17 protein-coding genes and 2 pseudogenes are annotated in these 16,065 nt (G+C 48.2%); 10 read left to right on the plus strand and 9 right to left on the minus strand.

Annotation, left to right across the window (positions count from 1 at the left end; all coding sequences use genetic code 11):
• The first annotated feature begins 126 nt into the window (after window positions 1-126).
• On the plus strand, window positions 127-1,917 hold the full coding sequence (locus P401_RS0112845; RefSeq protein WP_029342809.1) for an LTA synthase family protein: 1,791 nt from the start codon (window positions 127-129) through the stop codon (window positions 1,915-1,917).
• 111 nt (window positions 1,918-2,028) lie between these two features.
• Here P401_RS0112845 and P401_RS0112850 read toward each other — a convergent pair whose 3' ends face one another.
• The 3 genes from P401_RS0112850 to groES all read right to left on the minus strand — a co-directional run bounded on the left by P401_RS0112850 (window position 2,029) and on the right by groES (window position 4,749).
• Window positions 2,029-2,649 (minus strand): LysE/ArgO family amino acid transporter, encoded by a 621-nt coding sequence (locus P401_RS0112850; protein ID WP_029342810.1) that lies wholly within the window; start codon window positions 2,647-2,649, stop codon window positions 2,029-2,031.
• Between the two features lie 141 nt (window positions 2,650-2,790).
• Window positions 2,791-4,431 (minus strand): chaperonin GroEL, encoded by a 1,641-nt coding sequence (gene groL / locus P401_RS0112855; protein WP_029342811.1) that lies wholly within the window; start codon window positions 4,429-4,431, stop codon window positions 2,791-2,793.
• A gap of 33 nt (window positions 4,432-4,464) precedes the next feature.
• Window positions 4,465-4,749 carry a co-chaperone GroES gene (gene groES / locus P401_RS0112860; protein WP_023469587.1) on the minus strand — a complete coding sequence of 95 codons (285 nt, stop codon included), beginning with the start codon at window positions 4,747-4,749 and terminating at the stop codon, window positions 4,465-4,467.
• Window positions 4,750-4,969: 220 nt separating this feature from the next.
• Between groES and P401_RS0112865 the strand changes: the two genes are divergently transcribed.
• Together P401_RS0112865 and P401_RS0112870 are read left to right on the plus strand one after the other, a co-directional pair.
• Window positions 4,970-5,662, plus strand: a complete 693-nt coding sequence (locus tag P401_RS0112865) for a CPBP family intramembrane glutamic endopeptidase (RefSeq protein ID WP_029342812.1) — start codon at window positions 4,970-4,972, stop codon at window positions 5,660-5,662.
• Window positions 5,663-5,683: 21 nt separating this feature from the next.
• Entirely contained in the window at window positions 5,684-5,917 is a 234-nt protein-coding gene (locus tag P401_RS0112870) for a DUF4305 domain-containing protein (protein ID WP_023469589.1), read from the plus strand.
• 41 nt (window positions 5,918-5,958) lie between these two features.
• On the opposite strand, the gene P401_RS0112875 is transcribed toward P401_RS0112870, so the two are convergent.
• The 4 genes and pseudogenes from P401_RS0112875 to P401_RS0112890 form a co-directional block, all read right to left on the minus strand.
• Window positions 5,959-6,255 carry a DUF2089 family protein gene (locus P401_RS0112875; RefSeq protein WP_023469590.1) on the minus strand — a complete coding sequence of 99 codons (297 nt, stop codon included), beginning with the start codon at window positions 6,253-6,255 and terminating at the stop codon, window positions 5,959-5,961.
• Between the two features lie 431 nt (window positions 6,256-6,686).
• The gene (locus tag P401_RS0112880; RefSeq protein ID WP_029342813.1) at window positions 6,687-6,974 is read right to left on the minus strand and encodes a hypothetical protein; all 288 of its coding nucleotides are present in this window, start codon (window positions 6,972-6,974) and stop codon (window positions 6,687-6,689) included.
• Between the two features lie 182 nt (window positions 6,975-7,156).
• Window positions 7,157-8,451, minus strand: a pseudogene (locus P401_RS17805) (cation:dicarboxylate symporter family transporter).
• A 179-nt stretch (window positions 8,452-8,630) separates the two neighbouring features.
• The gene (locus tag P401_RS0112890) at window positions 8,631-9,689 is read right to left on the minus strand and encodes an NAD(P)/FAD-dependent oxidoreductase (protein ID WP_029342814.1); all 1,059 of its coding nucleotides are present in this window, start codon (window positions 9,687-9,689) and stop codon (window positions 8,631-8,633) included.
• Between the two features lie 183 nt (window positions 9,690-9,872).
• On the opposite strand from P401_RS0112890, the gene P401_RS0112895 reads away from it, so the two are divergent.
• The 7 genes and pseudogenes from P401_RS0112895 (at window position 9,873) to P401_RS18925 (ending at window position 15,307) form a co-directional block, all read left to right on the plus strand.
• A complete protein-coding gene (locus P401_RS0112895; RefSeq protein WP_029342815.1) occupies window positions 9,873-10,664 on the plus strand; it encodes an ABC transporter ATP-binding protein in 792 nt (263 codons plus the stop codon).
• A 3-nt stretch (window positions 10,665-10,667) separates the two neighbouring features.
• Window positions 10,668-11,579 (plus strand): iron-hydroxamate ABC transporter substrate-binding protein, encoded by a 912-nt coding sequence (locus P401_RS0112900; RefSeq protein WP_029342816.1) that lies wholly within the window; start codon window positions 10,668-10,670, stop codon window positions 11,577-11,579.
• A 78-nt stretch (window positions 11,580-11,657) separates the two neighbouring features.
• Window positions 11,658-12,659 (plus strand): FecCD family ABC transporter permease, encoded by a 1,002-nt coding sequence (locus P401_RS0112905; protein WP_029342817.1) that lies wholly within the window; start codon window positions 11,658-11,660, stop codon window positions 12,657-12,659.
• Window positions 12,659-13,663 (plus strand): FecCD family ABC transporter permease, encoded by a 1,005-nt coding sequence (locus P401_RS0112910; RefSeq protein WP_029342818.1) that lies wholly within the window; start codon window positions 12,659-12,661, stop codon window positions 13,661-13,663. Before P401_RS0112905 ends, P401_RS0112910 begins: the two co-directional genes overlap by 1 nt.
• 130 nt (window positions 13,664-13,793) lie before the next feature.
• Window positions 13,794-13,856 (plus strand): annotated as a pseudogene (locus P401_RS18915) (hypothetical protein); the annotation flags it as partial.
• Between the two features lie 246 nt (window positions 13,857-14,102).
• A complete protein-coding gene (locus P401_RS18920; RefSeq protein ID WP_231925713.1) occupies window positions 14,103-14,423 on the plus strand; it encodes a helix-turn-helix domain-containing protein in 321 nt (106 codons plus the stop codon).
• Window positions 14,424-14,428: 5 nt separating this feature from the next.
• Window positions 14,429-15,307 (plus strand): IS3 family transposase, encoded by an 879-nt coding sequence (locus P401_RS18925; protein ID WP_231925714.1) that lies wholly within the window; start codon window positions 14,429-14,431, stop codon window positions 15,305-15,307.
• Window positions 15,308-15,380: 73 nt separating this feature from the next.
• On the opposite strand, the gene P401_RS0112925 is transcribed toward P401_RS18925, so the two are convergent.
• Window positions 15,381-15,848, minus strand: a complete 468-nt coding sequence (locus P401_RS0112925) for a hypothetical protein (protein WP_029342821.1) — start codon at window positions 15,846-15,848, stop codon at window positions 15,381-15,383.
• Window positions 15,815-16,033 carry a hypothetical protein gene (locus P401_RS18110; RefSeq protein WP_051656312.1) on the minus strand — a complete coding sequence of 73 codons (219 nt, stop codon included), beginning with the start codon at window positions 16,031-16,033 and terminating at the stop codon, window positions 15,815-15,817. Before P401_RS18110 ends, P401_RS0112925 begins: the two co-directional genes overlap by 34 nt.
• Window positions 16,034-16,065: the final 32 nt, after the last annotated feature.

The following is a 16,065-nucleotide window of genomic DNA, read 5'->3' on the forward strand; positions in this document are numbered from 1 at the left end:
AGAAAATATAGACCTATTTTCGACTACATCATGGAACGAGCTCACATGGCTGTCCACATCTGAGCGTTCCACCATCAAATGTTTAGGGTAAAGACTGTGTGACGACACACGTAAGGAGTACTGACCATGGCAATTCGCTACACCCTTTATCTGTTACTCGGCATGCTGAAGTTCATGCTGTTTAGTTATTTTACAAAAACTGACCTTTCGCTCCATTTAACACTGATGAACCTTGCCGGTATGCTGATCCTGTCGAGCTGGACGTTACTGATCCCGTGGAATAAACGCCGCTGGGTCTGGCTCGGTCTACTGCTGGCGCACAGTTTTCTACTTGCTTCCGACATGTGGTACTACCGTTACTTCGAGGACTTCCTCTCTGTCTCGCTCCTCTCACAGATGACGCAGATGAGTGACGTCAGTAGCGGCTTCACCGCTTTGATCGTACCGCAAGACTTCCTTTTGTTCGCCGATAGTTTGATTTTCGTCCTACTGCTCTTTATTTTCCGCAAACGACCGGAAGTGACGACGGCAAAAGCACGCCGCCGGACGTCTGGAATCCTTGCAGTCAGTGGCATCATTTTGTCTGCCTCACTGCTGACCTACCGGACGCTAACGGAAGATCGTCAACCGACGGCAACGATCTCCGATATGCGTGACTATTACCTATTCGGCTTTTGGGGTTATCACGGGTGGGATGTGTTCAAAGGCGTGACCGGACGACCGAGTGACGGACTGACGGCACAGGAGCAACAGCGCATCAATCAAAAGGAACAGACGAATCCGACGGGTCCGAAGCAAACACCGAATATCATTCTGGTGCAGCTCGAGTCGTTCCAAGCTTCAGTCATCGACCAAACCATCAACGGCGAAGAAGTGACGCCGAACCTGAATCAGTTGAAAAAGGAATCGCTCTACTTCTCGTCGCTCTACCACCAGACGCATGAAGGACGAACTTCGGACGCCGAGTTCATTACGAACACCTCACTTTATCCATTAAAATCAGGCTCCGTCTATACGCAATACCCGACGAATGAATTCGAGCCGCTCCCTGCATTACTTGAGAAAAACGGATACGATACGGCAGCGATGCATGCCTACGAAAAAGGTTTTTGGAATCGTGACGATGTCTACAAGAACATCGGTTTTAAGCACTTCTTCAGCCAAAAGGATTATTCAAAAGAGAAGAAAATCGGAATGGCGCTGAACGATCAGCAGTTCTTCCTCGAATCGATTGATCACATGGAGACGCTGCAAGAACCGTTCTTCTCGTTTTTAGTTGCGTTGACGAGTCATACTCCGTATGAGATCGACAAGGAAGACCAGACGCTTGATCTGTCCGGTTATGAGGATCCAATGCTGAAACGATATTATCAGACTGTCCATTACGTCGATACCGGTATCGGGAAGATGATTGACGAATTGAAACAACGGGATCTTTGGGATCAATCCCTCGTCATCTTTTATGGCGATCACGATAGCGGACTCGTCAATGAAGACAGTGAGATGCGCAAAAAAGCGGATGTCTCGTCTCCGGTTGCTGCCTTTGAACTCGAGCGCCGCATCCCGCTCTTCATCAAAAAACCCGACCAGCAAACCGGTCGGATCATGAAAGAGAATGGCGGACAAATTGATATCGCACCAACGATCATTGACTTATTGAATCTCAAGACGTCCTATATGATGGGACAATCCCTCGTCGACGACAAACCGAATCTGACGGGCTTCCGCGATGGTTCGTTCCGCTACAAGGACTATTACTATGAAGCGGATTTGACGAAAGCCTCCGGTGAAGGCACCTGTTATGACGTGTCGACTGAGAAAAAAACCGAGATGAAGCTCTGTCGCAATCAGGTGAAAGATGTGAGCGAACAATTAAAGATATCGGATAAGATTATTGAAGAGAATGAGCTGAAGTAATCGCATCGTGTCTAATTTTCTAAAAAGCCAACAAGCCTGACTTTTTTCACGTCTCTTGAGGAGTCAAGCTTGTTGGTCTATTTGTGTTTCATTATTAATCTTCAAGTCTTTTTAAATTGCTTCTAGTGCAAACTGAATCAATTGATACGAGAGCCAAAACATCAAACAACCGATTCCAAAATCTAATACTTTCCAAGCCATCGGTTTTTTAAATACAGGCATTAACCATCTCGCCCCGTATCCTAAACCAAAAAACCAGACAAAGGAGGCAATCAAAGCTCCGATCAAGAAATTGACTTTTTGATCAAATGTCAAAGTCCCAGCTATACCACCGATGATGACGACCGTATCTAAATACACATGTGGATTTAAAAGTGTAATCGCTAATGTGAGTAAGATTGTTTTGGGAATGGTCATGACTTTAGGAGCTGTTGAAACATCCATTGTGTGTGATGACGAAAATGCACTACGAAAAGATTTGAATCCGTATAGGAGTAGAAATAGTCCTCCAACACTCGCAAGACCAACATTTGCAAACGTATTATTCTTAATGACGGTACCAATCCCTAGTACGCCCATGCACATCAACAACACATCGCATAAAAAACAAACTAGCGCTACCCAGAAAATATTATTCCTTAATAAGCCTTGTTTAAGGACAAAAGCGTTTTGAGCACCGATTGCGACGATAAGCGTACCTGATGTTACTATGCCTTTTAAAATTTCATTCACTTGACGTCTCCTCTTTCATTATCTTTATTTCTAAACTGATGAGTGGTGCTTATGTAATTCTTTCAACTATTAAGTATACTATCGTAAATAAAAAGTACCGAACCCTATTTATTAGGATTCGGTACTTACAGATGAAATAGCTTACATCATTCCGCCCATTCCACCCATGCCGCCCATATCAGGCATTGCAGGAGCAGATCCAGCTGGTTCTGGTTTATCGGCGATGACGGCTTCCGTCGTCAAGAACATCGCTGAAACGGACGCTGCGTTTTGAAGTGCTGAACGCGTTACTTTCGCTGGATCGACGATTCCTGTCTCGATCATGTCGACATACTCGTCCGTTGCCGCATTGTAGCCCATTCCTGGCGCTTCATGCTTGAGACGCTCGACGATGACCGAACCTTCTTGACCTGCGTTTTCCGCGATTTGACGAAGCGGTGCTTCAAGTGCACGAAGAACGATGTTGACACCTGTTGCTTCGTCACCTGTTGAGACCGACAGAATCGATTCGACGGCTTTCGTGACGTGAATGAGAGCTGTTCCCCCACCTGCTACGATTCCTTCTTCGACGGCTGCGCGTGTCGCGTTGAGCGCATCTTCAATCCGGAGCTTACGTTCTTTGAGTTCTGTCTCGGTTGCTGCCCCGACTTTGACGACTGCTACGCCGCCTGCGAGTTTCGCAAGACGCTCTTGTAATTTCTCACGGTCGAAGTCGCTTGTCGTCTCTTCGATTTGCGCACGGATCGTACCGACACGTGCTTCGATCGAATCCCCGTGTCCGTGACCTTCGACGATTGTCGTGTTGTCTTTTGAGACGACGACTTTCGACGCGCGACCAAGTTGCGTGATTTGTGTTTCTTTCAGATCAAGACCGAGGTCTTCTGTGATCAATTCTGCACCTGTGACGATCGAGATATCCTCAAGCATCGCTTTCCGGCGGTCACCGAAGCCTGGTGCTTTGACTGCTACCGCGTTGAACGTACCACGGAGTTTGTTGACGACGAGTGTCGCAAGTGCTTCGCCTTCAACGTCTTCTGCGATAATAAGGAGTGGTTTGTTTTGTTGAACGACTTGCTCGAGGACCGGAAGAATCTCTTGGATGTTTGAGATCTTTTTGTCCGTGACGAGGATGTATGGGTTCTCAAGGACCGCTTCCATCTTGTCTGAATCCGTGATCATGTATGGTGACGCGTAACCACGGTCGAACTGCATCCCTTCGACGACGTCGAGTTCTGTCGTGAAGCCGCGTGATTCTTCGATCGTGATGACACCATCTTGACCGACACGTTCCATCGCTTCTGCGATCAATTGACCAACTTCTTCGTCTGCTGCTGAGATCGCTGCGACTTGGGCGATTGCTTCTTTACCCTCAATCGGTTTAGCGATCGTGTGCAGCTCTTCAACGGCACGACGGACTGCTTTTTCGATTCCTTTACGAATGACCATCGGGTTTGCGCCCGCTGTGACGTTTTTAAGACCTTCGCGAATCATCGCTTGTGCTAGGACTGTCGCTGTTGTCGTACCATCCCCTGCGATCTCATTCGTTTTCGAGGCAACTTCTGCGACGAGTTTTGCACCCATGTTCTCGAAGTGATCTTCGAGTTCGATTTCTTTTGCGATCGTTACACCATCATTCGTGATGAGCGGTGAACCGAACTTCCGCTCGAGGACGACGTTGCGTCCTTTTGGTCCGATCGTGACTTTGACTGCATCCGCTAATGCGTCGACCCCGCGGAGCATTGCCCGACGTGCTTCTTCACTGAATAAAATCTCTTTTGCCATGACTGAAATCCCCCTTATAGATGATTGACTGAATTACTCGGCTACTGCCAAAATATCGCTTTCGCGTAAAATTAAGTATTCATTGCCGTCGACTTTGACTTCCGAACCGGCATATTGTGCATAGATGACGTGATCTCCGACACTCACTTCAAGTGGTACACGTACGCCTTGCTCTGTCACACGGCCTGTACCGACAGCGACGACTTTACCCTCTTGTGGTTTTTCTTTCGCTGACCCAGGAAGAACGATTCCTCCGAGTGTTGTTTCTTCTTTTTTAACGACTTCGATCACGATGCGATCACCAAGTGGTTTTAACATGCGAAACATCCTCCTTGAAAATGACTGTTTTTTAGCACTCACTTTAGTTGAGTGCTAACATATTTTTATCTTATACGCTTTCTCTTCTGAATTCAAGCCTGAACCTTTATCCGTTTTCCCGAAATCGACACCTTTGAATCATCGTCAATCGTGCGCCAAGACCGTTTGTTTGTTACAATCGGGACAGTACCTTCATTACAAAGGAGTTGTGTCCTGTACGATGAAAAATCCAATCAGTCTGCCTTTCCTGATGGCGGAGAAGTGGCAAAAGCGTCATGTCATCCCGATCATCATCTATCTGATCGTCCAATTGGTTCCGGGTTCGTTCCAGTATTTCCTTCCGAAGAACGTCATTGCTGACGTCGCCGGTTGGTGGCTTGCGATCGGCTTTACGGTCGCCGTCATCGTCTCCTACTACTGTCTGCGTCCCGATTGGCAGAAGTGGAAGGCAGAGGGACGTCAAACCGATCCGATGGATACGTTGAAATGGATCGGAATCGGGATCGTGCTCTTGTATGCGCTCTTGATCAGCGTCAATTTGATTGATGCCTGGATGGCAGGCGGGATCGAAAATGTCGCGAAATCGCAAAATACGGATCAGATCATCCAAGCGATCCAAGTCATCCCACTCCTGCAAGTCATGGTCGTCTTGCTTGGACCGATCATGGAAGAGTTCTTGTTCCGGCATATCCTGTTCGGCAATCTCTCATCGAAGCTCGGTTTCTTCTTCAGCTTCATCTTGACGGGTGCCTTGTTCGGACTGATTCACCAAGACAACAAATTTTTAATCTATGTCGCGATGAGTTTCGTCTTCTCGCTCGTCTTCGTCAAGACGCGCCGGATCATTGCTCCGATCGCCATCCATGTCTTTAACAACGGAATCGTCGTACTCGCCATCTACGCGATGTCTTAATTTACGAAAGGTCGTGTTTTCATGCGTCAAAGCTCGAACTTCATGGCAGTGTTCTATGCCATATTCGGTATTCTCTTCATGTTCCTTGCTTACAACAATTCAGTCGAGGCAGGAACGGTCTTTAACTTCTGGACGATCCTGTTGACGTTGTTCGCTGCGATCGACTTCTACCGTCTCTACTTGATCTTCCGCTTCCGCGCAGCAGCAAAGAAGATGATCAAGAAGGAACAGGACAAAAAGAACGACAAGCAATAAAAAAACGAGATTTCCGTCAGGCGGAAATCTCGTTTTTTGGTTTATTCTTTCGCTTGACCCTTGCGGTAGGAATCGATGATCGTCTTCGCCACATCGAGACTCAACCGTTCATCTAAGACCAAGTTCTTGATCATATTGACGAATTCGACATCTTCCTGCTGCACCGAATCAATCCGCTCGATCAACTGGTTCAACTTCGCCCGGACGGTCGGGTAGGATACTTGATAGGCAGTTGCCATATCCTTCAACGAACCAGAGCTCAAGACGAACTTCCGGATGAACTCGAGATGTTCCTGTTCGAGTGCCAGTACCCAAGCGGGCACGTCTTGTCGTTCCATCGTGTTCCCTCACTTCTCTTACAGATTTTACAAACGGGAAAGCCCATATCGGGCATAGCCAGCCTTTAGGCATGGGATGAAAGTGAGTTCGGATGTTTTTCCATCCGACGTTCGGGTATATCTATCCCATAGACAAGTACAAGTCTCTAAAACACCTGCGTCCATCGCCCCTTGAAAATCGTATACGGTTCGGTCATGAAAACATGTGACCGGTAAAACGATGCCTGTCGTCATGCAAAAGACGCTAAAACATCAGATGGACACACCTGCAACGACCTGTGGTGGATGGTAACAGTCCACCAGCCTGAGAACCTATACGGTCTGTCTCAGGAGGGGTGATGGCACACCCTTATCTGAAGGCTTGAGCAAAACAGAAATGGACTGCGCTCACATAAGCACTTCAGAATCCCACGGTTTTAATCGTGGGAGTGTCAAAAATCTTGAATCTCCATTCGTTCTTTTTCACGCTTTAGTTGCTTGCGGCGCGAGTCGACGCCCATCTCAGCCATTGAGATCATCATGGACAACCCCACACACGTACCGATTCGGATCACTGACTCCCGATCCGATGTGTGTGGTCCTGTTCCGTAATACCAGTAAATTCCGAGGCCGATAATGATGGCTGGAATGATGAGACTCCAGACTCTCCCACGCCTTGCTAAGTAAAATTGTAAGATACAGACTGCGACAATACCAATGACGATTCCTACCGTTTCCATCCTATCGCCTCTCCCCTATGATTATATAAATAATATTAACTTTATAATTAATAATATTCAACATTATTTTAACTATAATCAAAAATTAGAAGTCTTCTTTAAAAACAATCGACTTTAATCTATTTTCAAGGACGAAAAAAAGGAAGGACTGACGATTCAGTCCTTCCTTATATTTACGACAATCATGCACTGCGGACGTCGTCTTTTTTACCTTCGGTCGACATGAATGTCTCGAGTTGGTCTTCGTCCAGAACACCTTCCCACTTCGCGATGACGAGTGAAGCGAGCGTGTTTCCTGTGACGTTGACGACCGAGCGCATCATATCCATGATTCGGTCAATCCCCGCGATGAAGGCAAGTCCTTCTGCCGGGATACCGACCGTACCGAGTGTTGCGAGTAAAACGACGAAGGAGACGCCAGGAACGGCAGCCATCCCTTTTGATGTCAGCATTAAGAGAAGACAAGCGTCAGCTGTGTTCCGATCGAGAGATCAATCCCGTACATCTGTGCGATGAACAAGGCTGCGAGCGCTTGATAAAGCGCAGATCCATCAAGGTTAAACGAATAACCCGTCGGTACGACGAAGCTAACGATTGATTTCGGAACACCCATCTTCTCGAGTTTTTCCATGATCCGTGGCAGTACCGTCTCAGACGACGCCGTCGAATACGTCAGCAATAACTCGTCCTTGAAGATACGCGTGAAATCAGAAACACGAATGCCGACCCACTTCACGATGGCACCGAAGACGATGACCATGAAAAGAAGCGCTGTGACGTATAATGTCGCAATCAGTTTAAACAATGAACCGAGCGATTCAATCCCGAACGTCGAGACCGTTACACCGATCAAGGCGAAGACACCAATCGGCGCGAATTTCATGACGATATTGACGAGATTGAACATCGCTGCTGCGACGCCTTCAAAGAAACGAACGACCGGTTGGCCCTTCTCTCCTGCAAAACCGACACCGAGTCCGAATAAGACCGAGAAGAAAATGATTGCAAGCATGTCACCGCGGACCATCGCGTCCAAGATATTCGTCGGGACGATGTTGACGATCTTGTCGACGAGTCCTGCGTCTTGTGTCGTCTCTTCCGTTTCGACATACGTCGAGATGTCCGTTTTATCGAGTGTCGACATGTTAATACCAGCACCCGGTTCAACGAGATTGGCTGCGAACAGCCCCGTGAAAATCGCGATCATCGTCACGATCGTGAAGTAACCGAGTGTCTTGACGCCAAGACGTCCGAGACTTTTCGGACTACCGACTGATGAGACACCGAGAACGATCGTCGTGAAGACGATCGGAACGACGATCATTTTCATCATTCGGATAAAGATGTCACCGATTGGCTTAAGCCACTCCGCGACATGGGGATTCCCATAAAATACACCACCGACTGTGATCCCGAGAATCAAGCCGATTAAAATTTGCCAGGCAAGGCCAATTGGCTTACGTTTCGTAGTTGTCATACCCTTCCTCCTTATACATCCGTCTTACTTGTATCCTACATGTAGTGGAACATAAGTAGAATTTTATCCTAAATACAGTACGTTGTCAAATCGTTCTGTTATAGTACAAAAATGAAATTCATACAAAAAAACGTCCAAAATCCGCTTGTTTCCAAGCATTTTGGACGTTTAAACATTATTCAAGATTGTTGATTAACGCGTTCCTCAATCAACGCCCGATTGCGTTTTTTGAAGACTTCGTTGTGTGACGAGACCATCGCCACTTTTGGCGCTTCCGGCTCGATGAAGCGTTTCGCCCGGTTGACGGCGTTCGCCGCATCTTGGAAGGCACCTGAGATCAAGTGGACCTTCCCGTCGTGCGAAAGAATATCTCCGGCAGCATATAGACCCGGTACACTCGATTCGCTCGCCGCGTTACCCGCGATATAGAAGTCATCGACCCGTGCGATATCGAGATCACACGCGTCAAGCAGTGCCGCATCCTGTTCATACCCATGATTGATAATGACTTCATCAATTGGAATCTCGACGATTTCGTCTGTTTGACAGTCGATCAATTCGACCGATGCAATCCGCTGGTGATCGGGACTTGCAATCAGCTTGTGAATCGTCGTATTAAGGAGACAGACAGCAGAACTTTTGACGAGCTGGTCGACTTGCGCCTCGTGCCCCGAGAAACAATCCCGGCGATACGTGACGTAGACTTTTTTTGCGACCGGTTCGAGCTCGTTCGCCCAGTCGATCGCAGAGTTTCCACCACCTGAGACGATGACGGTCTTTCCTTTAAAGCGTTCAATCGATTTGACCGTATAGTTCAAGTTCGACACTTCAAAGCGTTCCGCACCTTCGACTTTTAATTTTTGTGGATTGAGGATGCCGCCGCCTACCGCGACGATGACCGTCTTCGAATAATGGATCCGACCCGATTCTGCTTCTAAGACGAAGTTGCCGAAGACGTCTTTTGCGATCGAGATGATCTTTTCATTCAATTGAACAGTCGGTTGGAACGTCAGTCCTTGTTCGACGAGTTGAGCCATGAGTTTTTCACCAGTGATCGGTGGCTGTCCGCCGACGTCCCAGATCATCTTTTCCGGATAGACGTGCAATTTTCCTCCGAGTTCTGCTTGATACTCGATCAATTTCGTCTTCATGCCCCGAAGACCACTATAGAACGTCGAATATAACCCTGCAGGTCCTCCGCCGATGATCGTTACGTCGAACAACTCCTGTTCCCTCATCTCACTCACTCCTCGTCTTTGATTACGATTGATTATCATTCTCACTCCCTCATGATAACGTGAACATCTCTTGAACACAAGAAAAAATGTTGACAGCGTTTTTATAGGACTGGTATGGTTAATGAGACGATAGTGATAATCATTATCATTGAAACGGAGAGAACAACGAAGGAGTCGTCGCGTATGGTACGTCTAGCAACAGAAGAAATCAATATCGGCTACGGTGATCGTCCCATCGTCAAAGATTTGTCCGTCCAAATTCCCGATCGACAAATCACGACGATCATTGGGGCGAACGGATGTGGCAAATCGACTTTATTGAAAGCGATGACACGGATCATTCCTCATCAATCAGGACGTGCATTGCTCGATGGTCTCGATATCGCCAAGGAAAGCACGAAGCTACTTGCCCGGAAAATGGCTATTCTGCCACAAACTCCAGAGAGCGCAAGTGGTCTGACGGTCGCAGAGCTCGTCTCATACGGTCGTTTCCCGTACCAAAAAGGATTCGGACGCTTGACGAAACACGATTACGAGATCATCGATTGGGCACTCGAAGCAACGGATACGATGGCATTCAAACACCGTCCGGTCGATGCGCTGTCGGGTGGTCAACGTCAACGGGTCTGGATTGCAATGGCACTCGCCCAAGAGACGGATATCATCTTCCTCGATGAACCGACGACTTATCTTGATCTCGCCCACCAACTCGAGGTGCTCGAACTGCTCGAGCATCTCAACCGGACCGAAGGACGGACGATCGTCATGGTCCTGCATGATTTGAATCAAGCGGCACGGTTCGCCGACTATATCATCGCCATGAAAAACGGCGAAGTCGTCAAAGCCGGGACGTGTGAGGAAGTCATCGCAAAAAACGTCTTACAAGAAGTATTCCATATCGATGCTGAAATCGGACGCGATCCGCGTACGAACAAGCCGATGTGTATCACCTACAACTTAATTAAGGGAGATTAAATCATGAAGAAACTACTTTTACCGGTTTTACTCATTCTCACGCTCGTCATCGCAGCGTGTGGCAATACAGAGAAGAAGGACGATGCAGCATCTGGGTCGAAAAACGAGACGATCACGTATAAATCGGAGAATGGCGACGTCAAAGTTCCGGCTAATCCAAAACGTGTCGTCGTCCTCGCTGGGTTCGCTGGTAACGTCATGGCACTCGACGTTCCTGTCGTTGGTGTCGATTCGTGGTCAAAAGCGAATCCGAAGTTCGACAAACTCAAAGATGTCACGGAAGTATCGGAAGAGAACGTTGAAAAAATCATCGAACTCGAACCCGATTTGATCATCGGCTACTCAACAACGAAAAACCTCGATAAAATTAAAAAGATTGCTCCGACGGTCACGTACACATACGGAAAAGTCGACTACTTGACGCAACATATCGAAATCGGTAAATTGCTCAACAAAGAGCAAGAAGCACGCGACTGGGTCAAAGACTTCAAAACACGCGCTGCTGCTGCCGGTAAAGACATCAAAGCAAAAATCGGTGAAGATGCTACTGTTTCTGTCATCGAAAGCTTCGATAAACAACTCTACGTCTTCGGCGATAACTGGGGTCGTGGAACAGAGATTCTCTATCAGGAAATGAAATTGAAAATGCCGGATAAAGTCACGAAGATGGCATTAAAAGACGGATACTACGCGTTGTCACCAGAAGTCCTTCCTGAATACGCAGGCGACTACCTCGTCTTCAGTAAGAGTGCGGAAGCGGACAACTCATTCACGAAAACGGATACGTTCAAAAACATTCCAGCCGTCAAAAACGATCGTGTCTTCGAAGTCGATTCGAAGGAGTTCTACTTCAACGATCCGCTCACACTCGAACGTCAACTCGAGTTCTTCAAGAAAAGTTTCCTTGGCGCATAATGAATAAGGGAGGGAACCTGCGGGATCCCTTCCTTTTTTTGTGGCTCACTCACTGAATCAGAAATGGAGGCGACATTCATGTCAGCTGGTCGAATTCCGTTCGGCATTAAAATCACACTCGGTCTCGTCCTCTTTTTCGGGATGTTCTGGATCGCGATGACGTTCGGTGCCGCCGATACGACGACGCGCGAAGTCTGGAACGCTTTGACGTTCGGACCGTTGAATGAAAAAGCAAAAATCGTCCAGGAAATCCGCTTGCCACGGGAACTGGCAGCGATCCTCGTCGGAGCGGCACTCGGTGTCTCGGGTGCCATCATGCAGGCGATGACACGCAATCCCCTCGCCGATCCCGGTCTGCTTGGTCTGACGGCAGGGGCGAATGCGGCACTTGCGCTCGTCATCGTCCTGTTCCCGAAAGTTGACTACTTCGGAATCATGATCGCGTGTTTCGTCGGAGCAGCACTCGGGGCAGCACTTGTCTTTGGAATCGGGGCTTCGAAAAAAGGCGGCTTCTCACCGCTCCGGATCGTCCTTGCCGGTTCCGCGATCTCAGCTTTTCTATACGCGATTGCGGAAGGGATCGGTATCTACTTCAAGATTGCCCAAGATGTCTCACAGTGGACGTCTGGGGGACTCGTCGGGTCGACATGGGGACAACTGCAAGTCATCGCGCCAGTCATCGCAATTGGAATCGTGATTGCGTTCATTTTCTCACGACAATTGACGATTCTCAGTCTATCGGAAGAAGTCGCACTCGGTCTCGGACAGAACATCCAGCGGATCAAAGCGGTCCTCTACGTCGTCGTCATCCTGCTTGCTGGCGCTGCCGTAGCACTCGTCGGTAACATGGCATTCATCGGGCTGATGATTCCGCATATCGTCCGTGCGATCGTCGGGACGGACTATCGGTTCATCCTGCCGATGACCGCAATCTTCGGTGCGACGTTCATGTTGCTTGCCGATACGATCGGACGGACGCTGTACGCACCCTATGAGACTCCGGTCATCGCAATCGTCTCGATGCTCGGGCTACCATTCTTCCTCTTAATCGTTCGAAAAGGAGGGCGTGCTTTCTCATGATGGAATCTCGTTTACGCCGTCGCCAGCAACTGACGTTTTGGACGTTACTGGCACTATTGATCGCAACACTCGTCGTCAGCATCGGTCTTGGACCTGCTTCCCTGTCGTATGATCGTCTATTGCCGACGTTACTTGGAAACGGATCGTTCAAAGAGGAATTCGTCCTCTATTCGCTCCGCTTGCCCCGACTGCTCATCACCGTCATGGCAGGAATGGCGCTCGCCCTATCCGGCGCCATCTTACAAGGAATCACACGCAATGAACTCGCTGACCCTGGTATCATCGGCATCAACACGGGAGCTGGCGTCGCTGTCGCCTTGTTCTTCCTGTACTTCCCGACTGATGTCGGATCATTCATCTATCTGTTACCAATCGCTGCTTTCCTCGGTGCACTCGTCACTGCGACAGCGATCTACCTGTTCTCATACGACCGTGTGCAAGGACTTCAACCGATTCGCTTGATTTTAACCGGCGTCGGCTTCTCGATGGCGCTGTCTGGAATCATGGTCATCCTGATTTCATCGACGCGTCGTGAAAAGGTCGACTTCATTGCCAAATGGCTCGCCGGTAACATCTGGGGAACAGACTGGATCTTCGTCTACTCGCTCTTGCCGTGGTTGCTCGTCTTGATTCCGCTGACGTTCTATAAAGCGAATAAGCTCAATCTGCTTGCCTTGAATGAACCTGTCGCGATTGGTGTTGGCGTCGCGATTGAAAAAGAACGGATCCAACTCTTGTTGACAGCCGTCGCGCTCGCTGCTGCTGCCGTCTCTGTCACCGGTGGAATTTCCTTCATCGGTCTGATGGCGCCGCATATCGCCCGCGCGCTCGTCGGACCACGGCATCAATTCTTCCTGCCAATTGCCCTCTTGCTCGGTGGCTGGTTGCTTGCGTTCGCTGATACGATCGGGCGCAACATCGCGGGACCAGACGGTGTACCGGCTGGAATCGTCGTCGCCTTGATTGGAGCACCGTACTTCATCTATCTACTGTTGAAGAAATAATCAAAAATCTGATATGCTCCCCAAAAAGTAGACAGTTGAAATAACAAAAACTGTCTACTTTTTTTTGAAGGGAGCTTTTTCTATGACTAAATCTAAGTTTTCGTCAGATGAAAAACTACGAATCATTAAGATGTGTGAGGATGGAATCGACTCAATCAAATCGATTGCCTCGCTCTTCGAGCTTTCAGTCAGCACCTTAAATAGATGGAGGACAAAATATCGTACGGGCGGCTCCATGGCACTTCGTAATCGAACAGAGTGGACGCGTTATCCGGAAGAACTGAAAATGAAGGCTATACGTGCAGTACTCGACCAAAAGGAATCGCTTATTAGCGCTACGGCACGGTTTGATATCTCGGATAAAAGCCTACTTGCGAAGTGGATAGAGAAGTATACTAGTCATAGTACTCAAGGGAAACCATTGAAGGAGCGATCCACTATGACTAAAGGTAGAACCACTACATTCGAAGAGCGTGTCCAGGCAGTCATGGACTGTATACAGAACAGAAAAGACTATCAAAGCATCATGAAGACCCATCGGATCTCGTACCAACAAATTTATAGCTGGGTAAGAAAGTTCGAGAAGGACGGAATCGACGCACTGATGGACCGCCGCGGACGTCAGAAGCCAGTAGAAGAATTGACGGATACAGACCGTTTGGCGTTGGATCTGAAACGACTCGAGAAAGAAAATGAGCGTCTACGCATGGAGAACGATTTCTTAAAAAAGTTAGAGGAGATCGAGAGGAGGTCACGTTAAGTCAAATTCGTCTTCAAGATAAATATGAAGCCATCCAATCATCGGTCGAGCAATTCGGTTATCCAATCATCGTCCTATGTCACCTCGCAAGTGTCTCGCGCGCTGCCTATTACAAGTGGTTACGTCGGATTGGTATACCGCAGAAACGTGAGACTGAGAATATGAAAATCATCGAAGAGATGAACGAGATCCACCTTTCGGTGAAAGGAATCTATGGCTATCGCCGAATGACATTGAACCTGAAACGTCGTTTCGGAAGAAACGTTAACGCAAAGCGTGTCCGTCGCCTGATGCATGTCGCTGGTATTCACTGTGTCATACGTCGGAAACGTCCTTTGTATATTCGTAATCGTCCTCAACAGACCGCAGAGAACATTCTGAACCGTGATTTCAACGCAGCAGAGCTGAATCAAAAATGGGTGACGGATGTCACGGAATTGAAGTACGGCGCCTCTCAGAAGGCATATTTGAGCGCTATTCTGGACCTATATGATGGATCCATCCGCGCCTTCGTTCTTAGGCACTCAAACAATAATCAACTCGTATTCGATACACTCGAACTCGCCCTTCAAGGTGCACCCGAAAGTCGTCCCTTGCTTCATAGTGATCGAGGATTCCAATATACGTCGCATACGTTTCGTCACATGACACGCGTGGCAGGCATCACACAAAGTATGTCTCGGGTTGGTAAATGTATTGATAACGGTCCGATGGAGTCTTTTGGGGGAGCGTTGAAGTGCGAAAGTTATTATCTACATAAGTTTGTGGAGTTCGACGAACTCCGACTCGCGATTCAGAAATATATTTACTTCTACAATGAAGAACGATATCAACAACGATTAAACGGCTTGGCTCCATTAGAATACAGAGCGCAAGCCGTTTGAAGGATTTTTATTATTTGTCCTGTCTACTTGACAGGGAGCAGTTCACTTTCACTGATTGATGCGGATTTTTGTTTTACCGTTTCCACCATGCACGTTCGATTTCCCCCATCGTCACGTACGCTGGATCGATTTGTTTGGCCAACCGGTTCATTCGAGTGACGCCAAGACCGACTCCGCCGTTCCAGACAAGTAAGAGAACGAATAAATAACCGGGAACATTTGGAATCGACAGCATGACGAAGGCGATGAGCCACGCCACGACATAACCGATGATCGTCAGACGAGCGACCTTCCGAACAGTCTGTTGATAGATACTTTGCGTTAAATAGGACTTCATGAGTCGTAGCCGAACGATTTCCCGAACGACTCCAATCCCGCAAAGACAGAAAAACAAGGTTTGTCCAAAAACGGATTCAACCGCTGGTAAAAACCAAGCAAGTACAGCGACAATCAATCCAGGGATTAAAAAGACATAGGTGACGATACGCACCGGTCGTTTCATTACATTCAGACGTGCTTGTCGCTCGAATAGGTGTTCCACTTCGATGTTCCTTTCTGTCTGACGAAGCGGGCTACCTCAACGTCACTGATATAATCCGGGTCACGCGCCCCGTCGCGTCGGATGATCCATTCGCTGATGAAGTAAAGCGGTGTTAAAATCGCAAAAATTGCCACAAGCATCTGCCAGAACGGTTCCTCGATCGTCTGGATGATGACGATCGTCAAGATCGCGTACAGCAGGACGTGACTACCGATGC

Source organism: Exiguobacterium acetylicum DSM 20416, assembly GCF_000702605.1.
Taxonomy (GTDB): domain Bacteria; phylum Bacillota; class Bacilli; order Exiguobacteriales; family Exiguobacteriaceae; genus Exiguobacterium_A; species Exiguobacterium_A acetylicum.

Coding starts and splice junctions, on each gene's coding strand:
- P401_RS0112845 (WP_029342809.1), top strand. CDS start 127: ATGGCAATTCGCTACACCCTTTATCTGTTACTCGGCATGCTGAAGTTC.
- groL (WP_029342811.1), bottom strand. CDS start 4,431: ATGGCAAAAGAGATTTTATTCAGTGAAGAAGCACGTCGGGCAATGCTC.
- groES (WP_023469587.1), bottom strand. CDS start 4,749: ATGTTAAAACCACTTGGTGATCGCATCGTGATCGAAGTCGTTAAAAAA.
- P401_RS0112865 (WP_029342812.1), top strand. CDS start 4,970: ATGAAAAATCCAATCAGTCTGCCTTTCCTGATGGCGGAGAAGTGGCAA.
- P401_RS0112870 (WP_023469589.1), top strand. CDS start 5,684: ATGCGTCAAAGCTCGAACTTCATGGCAGTGTTCTATGCCATATTCGGT.
- P401_RS0112875 (WP_023469590.1), bottom strand. CDS start 6,255: ATGGAACGACAAGACGTGCCCGCTTGGGTACTGGCACTCGAACAGGAA.
- P401_RS0112880 (WP_029342813.1), bottom strand. CDS start 6,974: ATGGAAACGGTAGGAATCGTCATTGGTATTGTCGCAGTCTGTATCTTA.
- P401_RS0112890 (WP_029342814.1), bottom strand. CDS start 9,689: ATGAGGGAACAGGAGTTGTTCGACGTAACGATCATCGGCGGAGGACCT.
- P401_RS0112895 (WP_029342815.1), top strand. CDS start 9,873: ATGGTACGTCTAGCAACAGAAGAAATCAATATCGGCTACGGTGATCGT.
- P401_RS0112900 (WP_029342816.1), top strand. CDS start 10,668: ATGAAGAAACTACTTTTACCGGTTTTACTCATTCTCACGCTCGTCATC.
- P401_RS0112905 (WP_029342817.1), top strand. CDS start 11,658: ATGTCAGCTGGTCGAATTCCGTTCGGCATTAAAATCACACTCGGTCTC.
- P401_RS0112910 (WP_029342818.1), top strand. CDS start 12,659: ATGGAATCTCGTTTACGCCGTCGCCAGCAACTGACGTTTTGGACGTTA.
- P401_RS18920 (WP_231925713.1), top strand. CDS start 14,103: ATGACTAAAGGTAGAACCACTACATTCGAAGAGCGTGTCCAGGCAGTC.